The sequence below is a fragment of the uncultured Williamsia sp. genome, from assembly GCF_947494875.1.
Taxonomy (GTDB): Bacteria; Actinomycetota; Actinomycetes; order Mycobacteriales; family Mycobacteriaceae; genus Williamsia_A.
Genome location: NZ_CANLWM010000002.1, coordinates 105,832 through 117,593, shown reverse-complemented (window position 1 = coordinate 117,593; position 11,762 = coordinate 105,832). Strand labels below are relative to the sequence as shown.

Sequence of the window (11,762 nt, the reverse complement as noted above, 5' to 3'; positions counted from 1 at the left end):
CCCCCCGAGCTGACGTGCCGGTCCACGCGGGACCCGCACCGATCGCCCTCCCCAGGCCGATCGGTGGGCCGCACACCCCTCCCTGGTGCGGCGCGGAGAAGTGTACGACACCGGGTGCCGTTGCGATTGTCGTGAGCGCAAGCGTGGGCGGGCGCCCGGGAGATCCGTAGAACTCCCGACATGCCTCGTCAACTCCACCTCGGTGGCTTCCAGATCGCCTCGCACGTCACGCATTCGCACGCCGCCTGGCGACACCCCGGCACCGACCCGGGCTTCCTGACCCCGGAGTACTACCACCGCGTCGGCCGCACGCTCGAGCGCGGCACCTTCGACTTCGTCTTCTTCGCCGACCTTCTCGCGTCCCCGACGCGGTTCGGTTCCGGACTCGACGTGTCGATCAGTCGGGGGACACAGGCGACCGCGACCCTGGACCCGACGGTCGTCGCCGCGTCGATCTCCGCCGTCACCCGCAATCTGGGCATCGCGATCACCAAGTCCACCACCTACTTCCACCCCTACGAGGTCGCCCGGACCTTCGCGAGCCTCGACCACATGTCTCGCGGTCGCGTCGCGTGGAACATCGTGACGTCGTTGTCGCAGGCGGAGGCGGTCAACTTCGGGTTCGCCGAACACCTCCCGCACGACCAGCGCTACGTCCGGGCCACCGAGTTCGTCGAGACGACCCTGGAACTGTGGTCGAGCTGGGAGCGCGACGCGCTCGTCCAGGACCGCGCGTCGGGCCTGTTCGCCGACCCGGAGAAGGTCCACACGATCGACCATGACGGCGAGTTCTTCACCGTCCGCGGACCGTTGAACGTCCCTCGGTCACCACAGGGGCGTCCGGTGCTCATCCAGGCCGGGTCGTCGGACAAGGGCAAGGACTTCGCCGCGCGGTGGGCGGAGGCCATCTTCGAGATCGACCCGACGCCCGAAGGCCGTCGGGCGTACTACGACGACGTCAAGTCGCGAGCGGTGAACCTCGGCCGGCGCCCCGACGACGTGAAGATCCTGCCGTCGTTCATCCCGTTCGTGGGCGAGACCGAGTCCATCGCCCGCGAGAAGCAGGCCTTCCACAACGAACTGGCCGACCCCATCTCGGGCCTCATCACCCTGTCGGTGCACACCGACCACGACTTCTCCGAGCACGATCTCGACGCCCCTGTCGAGCAGGTCGAGGTCCAGGGCACACAGGGCCTGTTCGACGTCGCGCGTCGGCTGTCGCAGCGGGACAACCTGACCCTGCGCGACATCGGGAAGCTGTACGCCCAGGGCGTTCTGTTGCCGCAGTTCGTGGGGACGGCCTCCGACATCGCCGACCAGATCGAGGCCGGGTTCACCGGGGGAGAGGCCGACGGCTACATCCTGTCCGCGGCCCAGTCACCGGGCACATTCGACGACTTCGTCGACTACGTGGTCCCGGAACTGCGTCGCCGGGGCCTCTTCCGGACCGAGTACACCGCGGACACGCTGCGCGGTCATCTCGATCTCGATCCGGTGGCCGACGCCGAACGCGCCGGGGGTCTCGTCGCCGCGGGGTAGCTCCTCGTGACGACGCGGCGGCGTCAGTCGACCCTGCGGACGGCTCCCCGGTCGGCCGACGTCGCCAGCTTCGCGTAGGCCCGCAGGGCGGTGGTGACCTTCCGCTCGCGATGTTCCCGCGGCTGCCACGGCCGTTCGGAGGCCTCCATCTTGGCGCGACGCTCGGCCAGCACCTCGTCGTCGACGAGGATCTCGAGCCGACGGGTCTTCACGTCGATGACGATCGGGTCGCCGTCCTCGACGAGGGCGATGTCGCCGCCGGCGGCGGCCTCGGGCGAGACGTGACCGATCGACAGGCCCGACGAGCCACCGGAGAACCGTCCGTCGGTCACGAGGGCGCATTTCTTGCCCATCCCGGTGCCCTTCATGAACGCGGTGGGGTGCAGCATCTCCTGCATCCCGGGTCCGCCCGACGGGCCCTCATAGCGGACGACGAGCACCTCGCCGGCCTGGATGGTCTTGCTCAGGATGACCTGGACGGCCGCCTCCTGGCTCTCGACGACCCGCGCGGGACCCTCGAAGTGCCAGAGGTCCTCGTCGATCCCCGCGGTCTTGAGGACGGCGCCGTCGACGGCGAGGTTGCCGGTGAGTACGCACAGTCCGCCCTCGGCGGTGTAGGCGTGCTCGAGGTCTCGGATGCACCCGGTGGATGCGTCGGTGTCGAGCGAGCTCCACCGGTTGGCGGTCGAGAACGGCGTCGTGGTGCGGACGCCGCCCGGTGCCGCGTGGAACAGGTCGAGCGCGTCCGCGGTGGCGGAACCACCGCGGATGTCCCAGTCGTCGAGGAAGTCTCCGAGCGTGGGGGAGTGGACGGTGCTCGCGGTGTCGTCGAGGAGGCCCGCTCGCCGGAGTTCGCCCAGGATGGCGGGGATGCCACCGGCCCGGTGCACGTCCTCCATGTGGTAGTCGGAGTTCGGTGAGACCTTCGCCAGACACGGCACCCGACGGCTGATCTCGTCGATGACCGACAGGTCGAAGTCGGCGACCTCACCCTCCTGCGCCGCCGCGAGGATGTGCAGGACGGTGTTCGTCGACCCGCCCATCGCGACGTCGAGGGCCATCGCGTTGCGGAAGGCGGTGGCGGTGGCGATGTTCCGCGGCAGCACGCTCGCGTCGTCGTCGCGGTACCAGCGGGTGGCGGCGTCGACGACGACCTCGCCCGCGCGGGAGAACAGCGCGCGACGGGCCTCGTGGGTCGCCAGCGTCGACCCGTTGCCCGGCAACGCCAGTCCCAGCGCCTCGGTGAGGCAGTTCATCGAGTTCGCGGTGAACATGCCCGAGCACGAGCCACACGTCGGGCAGGCGGACCGTTCGACCTCGGCGAGGGCCTCGTCGTCGACCGCGTCGTTCGCCGACGCGGAGATCGTGGTGATGAGGTCCGACGACGGGTGCACGACACCGTCGACGGCGACCGACTTGCCGGCCTCCATCGGTCCGCCGGAGACGAACACCGTCGGGATGTTCAGGCGCATCGCGGCATTGAGCATGCCCGGGGTGATCTTGTCGCAGTTCGAGATGCACACCAGTGCGTCGGCGGTGTGCGCGTTCACCATGTATTCGACGCTGTCGCTGATGATCTCGCGGCTGGGCAGCGAGTAGAGCATGCCGTCGTGGCCCATCGCGATCCCGTCGTCGACGGCGATGGTGTGGAACTCGCGCGGGACACCGCCGGCGGCGCGGACGGCCTCGGCGACGATCTCACCGACGTCCTTGAGGTGGACGTGGCCGGGGACGAACTGGGTGTAGGAGTTGGCGATCGCCACGATGGGCTTGCCGAAGTCGTCGTCGGTCATGCCCGTGGCGCGCCACAGTGAGCGGGCGCCGGAGGCGTTGCGTCCGTGAGTGGTGGTGCGGGATCTCAACGGCGGCATGGGGACACCTCGATCAGATGGTGGGATGCGGGGCCGATCGCGACGCGCGATGACGGCCGCGGAGGCCGGGGGTCAGCGTACGCCGCCCTGAGACCACGCGGTCAGGGTCATGGCGCGCGACGGACGAGTGGGTCAGGTGCCGGGGCTGTCCGACGAGGCGGCCTCGGTGGCGTTCCCGGCGGCGTAGGGGTCGGGGATGCGCCCGCCGCTCACCGCGGACAGTCGCGGGAGGTCGCGGAACGACACCGCGGGGAGTCGGACGCGCGAGGAGTCGGTCAGTTCGGCCCGCACCGAACCCCAGCGGGGGAACGACAGTCCACGCAGGTCCGCCCACGTGAACGTCCTCGTCCGGAAGGTCCCGACCGCGCGCACGCCGTCGGCGTCGGCCACCGTGCGGATGCGGTACATCCAGTAGGCGACGACGAGCGGGACGACGAGGGTCCAGCCCAGGTAGACCAGCGACGTCCCGGCGAGGATCAGCGCGGTCACCATCATCATCAGCGGACCGAAGTAGGCGAGCCCGCCGATCCGGAACACCGCGATCGACGCGGTGACCTGCGACGGAGCCGTCGTGGCGTCGTCGGGAGCGGTCTCGTGATCGGGTGTCGACACGAACCGATTGTGGCATCCGCGGGCGGCTTTCCCAGGATGTGGGACGCGCTGACCAGCAAGTTGACTCGCACACGTGCGCAGACCTACCTTTGCCCACGTGATCCTTCGTGACATTCTCGTACTCGGCCGGCGCGTCATCGCCTGACCGGGTTTCGACGAGACCTCACGAAGCAGACGCGCCACCCTCGCACAGCCACCGGCTGTCGGGGGTTTTTTGTTGCCCGACACCTCGTTCTCGACTCCTTGACCAGCAGAGGAAAGTGCAGTGAGCGCACCAGCAACTCGGCCTGCGGACACCTCCGCCGACCGTCCGTCGGCGAAGCCCTCCCCGTCCGCCCGTCCCCGCACGATCGGTGCCGCCACGGTGGCGCCCGAGCGCGTCAGCGGAGCGAAGGCCGTGGTCCGCAGCCTCGAGGAGCTCGGTGTCGAGGTCGTGTTCGGTCTCCCCGGTGGGGCCGTGTTGCCCGTGTACGACCCACTGCTGGACTCGCAGAAGGTCCGCCACGTCCTGGTCCGTCATGAGCAGGGCGCCGGCCACGCCGCCACCGGATACGCCCAGATCACCGGCCGTGCCGGTGTCTGCATGGCCACCTCCGGTCCGGGTGCGACCAACCTGATCACCCCGCTCGCAGACGCGCAGATGGACTCCGTCCCCGTCGTCGCGATCACCGGGCAGGTCGGCCGCGCACTGATCGGGACGGACGCCTTCCAGGAGGCCGACATCACCGGCATCACGATGCCGGTCACCAAGCACAACTTCCTCGTCACGTCGGGGGCGGAGATCGCCCAGGTGATGGCGGAGGCCTTCTACATCGCCGAGAGCGGACGCCCGGGCGTCGTCCTCGTCGACATCCCGAAGGACGTGCTCCAGGCGCAGACGACGTTCTCGTGGCCGCCGCAGATCGACCTGCCGGGCTACCGGCCGGTGACCAAACCCCACGGCAAGCAGGTCCGCGAGGCGGCACGCCTCATCGCGGCGGCGAAGCAGCCCGTCCTCTACGTCGGTGGCGGTGTCATCAAGGCGGAGGCGTCGGAGGAACTGCTGGAGCTGGCCGAGCTCACCGGGATCCCGGTCGTCACCACGCTGATGGCGCGCGGCGCGTTCCCCGACAGCCATCAGCAGCACCTCGGCATGCCGGGCATGCACGGAACCGTCGCGGCGGTCGCCGGTCTGCAGCGCAGCGACCTGCTCATCACGCTCGGTGCCCGGTTCGACGACCGCGTCACCGGTCAGCTGTCGTCGTTCGCCCCGGACGCCAAGGTGATCCACGCCGACATCGACCCCGCCGAGATCGGGAAGAACCGGCACGCCGACGTCCCGATCGTCGGCGACTGCCGCGCGGTGATCGTCGAGCTCATCGAGGCGATCCGCGACGAGCGCGCGACGAGCAACCGCTCGGCCGATCTCACGGAGTGGTGGTCCTACCTCGACGGCATCCGCCGCACCTATCCGCTGAGCTACGACCGTCCGTCCGACGGGTCGATGTCGCCGGAGTTCGTCATCTCCTCGGTCGGCAAGGCCGGTGGCCCCGACGCGGTCTACTGCGCCGGCGTCGGACAGCATCAGATGTGGGCGGCACAGTTCATCTCCTACGAGAAGCCGCGCACCTGGCTCAACTCCGGCGGCCTGGGGACCATGGGTTACGCCGTCCCGGCGGCCATGGGGGCCAAGATGGCCGCCCCGGAGAAAGAGGTCTGGGCGATCGACGGTGACGGTTGCTTCCAGATGACCAACCAGGAGTTGGCGACCTGCGCGATCGAGGGCATCCCGATCAAGGTCGCGCTGATCAACAACGGCAACCTCGGCATGGTCCGCCAGTGGCAGACGCTGTTCTACGACGAGCGGTACTCCAGCACCGACCTCGCGACGCACTCGCGGCGCATCCCCGACTTCGTGAAGTTGGCAGAGGCCCTGGGGTGCGCGGCGTTCCGGTGTGAGAACGAGGCCGACGTCGACGACGTCATCGCGCAGGCGCGGGCGATCAACGACCGCCCCGTCGTCATCGACTTCATCGTCGGTGCCGACGCCCAGGTGTGGCCCATGGTGGCCGCGGGTACGGGCAACGACGAGATCATGGCGGCCAAGGGGATCCGTCCGCTGTTCGACGACGACGAGTCGGCCGCGGAGTCGATCGACGTCAACGCCGTCGCCGACCCGGCCATCCCGACCACCGGGGGAGCCGCCACGACGTCCGGAGGAGAGTCGCTGTGAAGACCACCCACACCCTGAGCGTTCTCGTCGAGGACCGTCCCGGCGTCCTCGCCCGCGTGTCGTCGTTGTTCTCGCGGCGCGGCTTCAACATCGAGTCCCTCGCGGTCGGTCCGACCGAGCTCAAGGGCGTCTCCCGGATGACGATCCTGGTCTCCGTGCAGGACTTCCCGCTCGAGCAGGTGACCAAGCAGCTGAACAAGCTCATCAACGTCATCAAGATCGTCGAGCAGGACCCGGAGTCCTCGGTGTCGCGGGAGCTGATGATGATCAAGGTGCGCGCCGACGCGTCGACGCGCACCGAGGTGACCGGGATCGTGGACCTGTTCCGCGCGAAGGTCATCGACGTGTCCACCGAGTCGGTCACCATCGAGGCGACCGGGACGACGGACAAGCTCGAGGCGCTGCTGCGGATGCTCGATCCGTACGGTATCCGCGAGATCGCACAGTCCGGCGCGGTCGCGCTCGGGCGTGGACCCAAGAGCATCTCGGCCACCCGCTGAGACGCAGACGATTCGAAGAACCGAAGGGAAGTAGCAGTGGCAGTCGAGATGTTCTACGACGACGACGCCGATCTGTCGATCATCCAGGGCCGCAAGGTCGCTGTGATCGGATACGGCAGCCAGGGACACGCGCACTCGTTGAGCCTGCGTGACTCCGGCGTCGACGTCGCCGTGGGTCTGCGTGAGGGAAGCGCGTCGCGAGAGAAGGCGTCCGAGCAGGGCCTCAAGGTCATGTCGGCCGCGGAGGCCGCCAAGTGGGCGGACGTGATCATGCTGCTCGCGCCCGACACCTCGCAGGCACAGATCTTCACCGACGAGATCGCCCCGAACCTCGAGGACGGCAACGCGCTGTTCTTCGGCCACGGTCTGAACATCCACTTCGGTCTCATCAAGCCCGACGCGCAGATCACCGTCGGCATGGTCGCGCCCAAGGGTCCCGGCCATCTGGTGCGTCGCCAGTTCGTCGACGGCAAGGGCGTGCCCTGTCTGATCGCCGTCGAGCAGGACCCGAAGGGTGAGGGAGAGGCGCTCGCGCTGAGCTACGCCGCCGCCATCGGTGGTGCCCGCGCCGGCGTCATCAAGACCACCTTCAAGGAGGAGACCGAGACCGATCTCTTCGGTGAGCAGGCCGTGCTGTGCGGCGGCACCGAGGAGCTCGTGAAGATCGGCTTCGAGGTCATGGTCGAGGCGGGCTACGCCCCCGAGATGGCCTACTTCGAGGTGCTGCACGAGCTGAAGCTCATCGTCGACCTCATGTACGAGGGTGGCATCGCCCGCATGAACTACTCCGTCTCCGACACCGCCGAGTTCGGCGGATACCTGTCGGGGCCGCGCGTCATCGACGACGGCACCAAGGACCGGATGCGCGGGATCCTCAAGGACATCCAGGACGGCACCTTCGTCAAGCGCCTCGTCGCCAACGTCGAGGGCGGCAACAAGGAGCTCGAGTCGCTGCGCGCCAAGAACGCCGAACACCCCATCGAGGTCACCGGCAAGAAGCTTCGCGACCTGATGAGCTGGGTCGACCGGCCCATCACCGAGACCGCCTGACGCAGAAGGCACTCTGCTCGTACCGAGAGCCCCCGTCGCATCGTCGACGGGGGCTCTCGTGCGTTGTCGGGCACCCCGCCGAGTGGGCCGAAACCAGCCGCCGAGCGGGCCGAAACCCCTTGCCGAGCGGGCAGAAAATGTTCGCCGAGCGGGCGGAAGTCGCCGCTGTGTACGAAAGGCCCTCTCTGACTCGGGAGAGTCTCGGTGGGTCCGCGCGTTCGCGTGCCGTCGTGCTGTTCGCATGTCGTCGCGTCGTTCGCAGGGCGCCGGGGGCATGCGAACGGCACGTGTGCGTGCGAAGGGCATTCGACCGTGCAAGTCCTCGAGGCTTCGCTCGCGGAGTCGCCGGCTCGCCACCGCGTGTCGATGTCACCCGACACATCCGGCGGGCGAAACGCCCATGTTCAGGCGGGATCTCGCTCCCGGAGACGACGAGAGCCCCCACCGGATCCGGTGGGGGCTCTCGTCGCGAGCTGTCAGGCGATCAGATCGGACGGAAGTTGTTCACGCCGGCGCGGCTCATGGCGGCGAGGATCGGGCCGATGTTGGAACCGGTCTCGGGGCCGATGCAGGCGGTGAAGTAGTAGGCGTTCACCATGCCGATGAGACGGTCACCGATCACGACGGGGCTGCCGGAGTCGCCCTCGGCGACGCAGACCGCGCTGAAGTGGGAGACGTTGTCGGAGAAGAACGTCACACCGCAGGTCGACCCGGTGGTGCGTCCGGTCTTGCACAGGATCGACGGGAACTGCGGTGCGGCGGTCTGGATGGAGCGGATCGTCACGTTCCCGACCGTGCGCAGCGGGGCGACCTTCGATCGGTCGAACGCGATGACCGCGAAGTCGAGTTCGGAGTTCTTCACGATGATCCGGCCCGCCGGGCCCTGGTTGCCGAAGCGCTCCGAGTAGACCAGCTGGCCGACGTTTCCGCAGTGCCCGGCCGTGAGGCCGACCAGGCGTCCCGCGCTGTCGTTGCCGATGGTGGTCAACGTGCAGGCGTCACCGGAGTTGCCCGAGGTCGGGATGATGATCCCGGAACCCCCGCCCAGCGGGATGGTCGGTGCGGCGGAGGCCGTCCCGATTCCCACCATGGACAGCAGCGCTGCCGCCACGACGGCAAGCAGTGCTGCCAACTTCTTCTCCATGGGTGCTCCCACTCTCGTCCCCGGCCCAGCGTCGAACACCCGTCCTACACGGGGTCAGGGGCAATGTATCCGTAACCGTCGTCACACCGCCACTTCGTGACCGGTCCGGTACCTGCTCGCCGCAGGATGCTCGCGTGTCGGCGTCGAATCCGTCACCTCTAAGCTGAGCGGGGCGTCCGCCCGGGCCCCACAGCACCGACATCCACAGGAGAACCCCGCGTGAGCACTTCCGGTCGACCAGTCGTCCTGATCGCCGACAAACTCGCACCGTCGACGGTGGAGGCACTCGGCGACGACGTGGAGGTCCGCTGGGTCGACGGTCCCGATCGCCCGGCGCTGCTCGCCGCGGTCACCGACGCCGACGCGATCCTCGTCCGCTCGGCGACCACGGTCGACGCCGAGGTGCTCGCCGCGGCTCCGAAGCTGAAGATCGTCGCCCGCGCCGGCGTCGGCCTCGACAACGTCGACGTGCCCGCGGCCACCGAGCGCGGCGTCATGGTCGTCAACGCGCCGACGTCGAACATCCACACGGCCGCCGAGCACGCCATCTCCCTGATGTTCGCCGCGGCCCGCCAGATCCCTGCGGCCGACGCGACGCTGCGCAACCACGAGTGGAAGCGGTCGAGCTTCAACGGCGTCGAGATCTTCGGCAAGACCATCGGTGTGGTCGGCCTCGGCCGTATCGGCCAGCTCGTCGCGGCGCGCCTCGCGGCGTTCGAGACGCAGATCATCGCCTACGACCCCTATGTCTCCCCGGCGCGGGCCGCGCAGCTCGGCATCGAGCTCGTGTCGCTCGACGAACTCCTGGAGCGCGCCGACCTCGTCACCGTGCACCTCCCGAAGACCCCGGAGACCCTGGGAATGATCGGGGCCGAGCAGCTCGCCCGCACGAAGAAGGGCGTCATCCTCGTCAACGCCGCCCGCGGCGGGCTCATCGACGAGGCCGCACTCGCCGACGCCATCAAGTCGGGTCAGGTCCGTGGCGCGGGACTCGACGTGTTCGCCACCGAACCGTGCACCGACAGCCCCCTCTTCGAGCTGCCGGAGGTCGTCGTGACCCCGCACCTCGGCGCGTCGACGTCGGAGGCGCAGGACCGCGCCGGAACCGATGTCGCCAAGAGCGTCCGCCTCGCGCTCGCCGGACACTTCGTCCCCGACGCCGTCAACATCACCGGCGGCCCGGTCGACGAGGAGGTCGGCGGCTGGCTGGAACTGGTCCGCAAGCTCGGTGTGCTCGTCGGCGCGGTCTCCGGTCAGATCCCGACCTCGATCACGGTCGAGGCCCGCGGCGAACTCGCCGTCCGCAACGTCGACGTCCTCGGACTGTCCGCCCTGCGCGGTCTGTTCTCCGCGGTGCTCGAGGACCCGGTGACCTTCGTCAACGCGCCGACCGTCGCCCAGGAGCGCGGCGTCAGCAGCGAGGTCGTCACGGCCACCGAGAGCCCGAACCACCGCAGCCTCGTCGACGTGAAGGCCGTCTTCGGGGACGGGTCGACGGTCAACGTCGCCGGCACCCTCAGCGGACCGGCCGAGGTGGAGAAGGTCGTCAACATCAACGGCCGCAACTTCGACCTGCGCGCCGAGGGCCGCAACCTGGTCGTCAGCTACGGCGACAAGCCGGGATCGCTGGGAAAGATCGGCACACTGCTCGGCAACGCCGGCATCGACATCGCCGCGGCGGGGCTGTCGCAGGACGCCGAGGGCGGCGGTGCGACCGTGCTGCTGCGCGTCGACCGCGAGATCCCCTCCGCCGTCGTCGACGCCATCGGCGAGGCCGTGTCCGCGACCCTGATCCGTCAGGTGGACCTGACGTGAGACTCGCCGTCATCGCCGGCGACGGCATCGGACCCGAGGTCATCGGTGAGGCGCTGCAGGTGCTCGACGTCGTCGTCGACGGCGTCGAGACGACCGAGTACGACCTTGGGGCGCGTCGCTACCACCGCACGGGCGAACTGCTGACCGACAGCGACCTCGCGTCGATCCGCGAGCACGACGCGATCCTGTTGGGCGCCATCGGCGATCCGTCCGTGCCGTCGGGAGTCCTCGAACGCGGTCTGCTGCTCACGATGCGCTTCGCGCTCGACCACCACGTGAACCTGCGCCCGAGCGTGCGCTACCCGAATGTGCCCGTCCCGCTCGCGGGAGACCCGTCGATCGACTTCGTGGTGGTGCGCGAGGGAACAGAGGGGCCGTACACCGGCAACGGAGGCGCCATCCGGACCGGCACCCCACACGAGGTGGCCACCGAGGTGAGCCTGAACACCCGGTTCGGGGTGGAGCGCGTGGTGCGCTACGCCTTCGAACGCGCACAGGTCCGCCGCAAGAAGCTGACACTGGTCCACAAGACGAACGTGTTGGCCTACGCGGGGTCGCTGTGGCAGCGCACCGTCGACGAGGTCGCACGCGAATACCCCGACGTGACAACGGATTACTGCCACGTCGACGCGGCCACCATCCACATGGTCACCGATCCCGGACGGTTCGACGTGATCGTCACCGACAACCTGTTCGGCGACATCATCACCGACATCGCGGCCGCGGTCAGCGGTGGGATCGGGCTGGCGGCGTCGGGGAACATCGACGCCACCGGCACCAACCCCTCGATGTTCGAGCCGGTGCACGGTTCCGCGCCGGACATCGCGGGACAGGGGAAGGCGGACCCGACGGCCGCGATCCTGTCGGTGGCGCTGCTGCTGCGCCACCTCGGTGACACGGCGGCCGCGGAGCGCGTCGAGCAGGCGGTCGCGGCCGACCTCGCCGAGCGCACCGGTCCTGTGAGCACCGCCGACACGGGAACCCGGATCCGCGCACGGCTGTAGAGCCACCGGTCACGC

9 protein-coding genes are annotated in these 11,762 nt (G+C 69.1%); 6 read left to right on the top strand and 3 right to left on the bottom strand.

The annotated features are described in order from the left end of the window. Positions 1–180: 180 nt before the first annotated feature. Positions 181–1,539: an LLM class flavin-dependent oxidoreductase gene (locus Q1A98_RS05895; protein WP_299570830.1), complete on the top strand. Its 1,359-nt coding sequence runs from the start codon at positions 181–183 to the stop codon at positions 1,537–1,539. A 23-nt stretch (positions 1,540–1,562) separates the two neighbouring features. On the opposite strand, the gene ilvD is transcribed toward Q1A98_RS05895, so the two are convergent. Both ilvD and Q1A98_RS05885 read right to left on the bottom strand, forming a co-directional pair. Continuing rightward, on the bottom strand, positions 1,563–3,410 hold the full coding sequence (gene ilvD / locus Q1A98_RS05890) for a dihydroxy-acid dehydratase (RefSeq protein WP_299570827.1): 1,848 nt from the start codon (positions 3,408–3,410) through the stop codon (positions 1,563–1,565). A gap of 132 nt (positions 3,411–3,542) precedes the next feature. After that, positions 3,543–4,022 carry a PH domain-containing protein gene (locus tag Q1A98_RS05885; RefSeq protein WP_299570825.1) on the bottom strand — a complete coding sequence of 160 codons (480 nt, stop codon included), beginning with the start codon at positions 4,020–4,022 and terminating at the stop codon, positions 3,543–3,545. Positions 4,023–4,287: 265 nt separating this feature from the next. Between Q1A98_RS05885 and Q1A98_RS05880 the strand changes: the two genes are divergently transcribed. Genes Q1A98_RS05880 through ilvC form a run of 3 tightly spaced genes read left to right on the top strand, consistent with a single transcriptional unit; the run spans position 4,288 to position 7,784 of the window. Next, positions 4,288–6,234 carry an acetolactate synthase large subunit gene (locus Q1A98_RS05880; protein ID WP_299570823.1) on the top strand — a complete coding sequence of 649 codons (1,947 nt, stop codon included), beginning with the start codon at positions 4,288–4,290 and terminating at the stop codon, positions 6,232–6,234. Next, a complete protein-coding gene (ilvN, locus tag Q1A98_RS05875; RefSeq protein ID WP_299570821.1) occupies positions 6,231–6,734 on the top strand; it encodes an acetolactate synthase small subunit in 504 nt (167 codons plus the stop codon). Before Q1A98_RS05880 ends, ilvN begins: the two co-directional genes overlap by 4 nt. Positions 6,735–6,782: 48 nt before the next feature. Further along, positions 6,783–7,784 (top strand): ketol-acid reductoisomerase, encoded by a 1,002-nt coding sequence (gene ilvC, locus Q1A98_RS05870; RefSeq protein WP_299571823.1) that lies wholly within the window; start codon positions 6,783–6,785, stop codon positions 7,782–7,784. A gap of 484 nt (positions 7,785–8,268) precedes the next feature. On the opposite strand, the gene Q1A98_RS05865 is transcribed toward ilvC, so the two are convergent. Beyond that, positions 8,269–8,928, bottom strand: a complete 660-nt coding sequence (locus tag Q1A98_RS05865; protein WP_299570818.1) for a serine protease — start codon at positions 8,926–8,928, stop codon at positions 8,269–8,271. A 219-nt stretch (positions 8,929–9,147) separates the two neighbouring features. Between Q1A98_RS05865 and serA the strand changes: the two genes are divergently transcribed. Together serA and Q1A98_RS05855 are read left to right on the top strand one after the other, a co-directional pair. Then, a complete protein-coding gene (serA, locus tag Q1A98_RS05860; protein WP_299570816.1) occupies positions 9,148–10,743 on the top strand; it encodes a phosphoglycerate dehydrogenase in 1,596 nt (531 codons plus the stop codon). Beyond that, positions 10,740–11,747, top strand: coding sequence for a 3-isopropylmalate dehydrogenase (locus Q1A98_RS05855; protein ID WP_299570813.1), 1,008 nt, complete (start codon positions 10,740–10,742; stop codon positions 11,745–11,747). Before serA ends, Q1A98_RS05855 begins: the two co-directional genes overlap by 4 nt. The last annotated feature ends 15 nt before the right edge of the window (positions 11,748–11,762 follow it).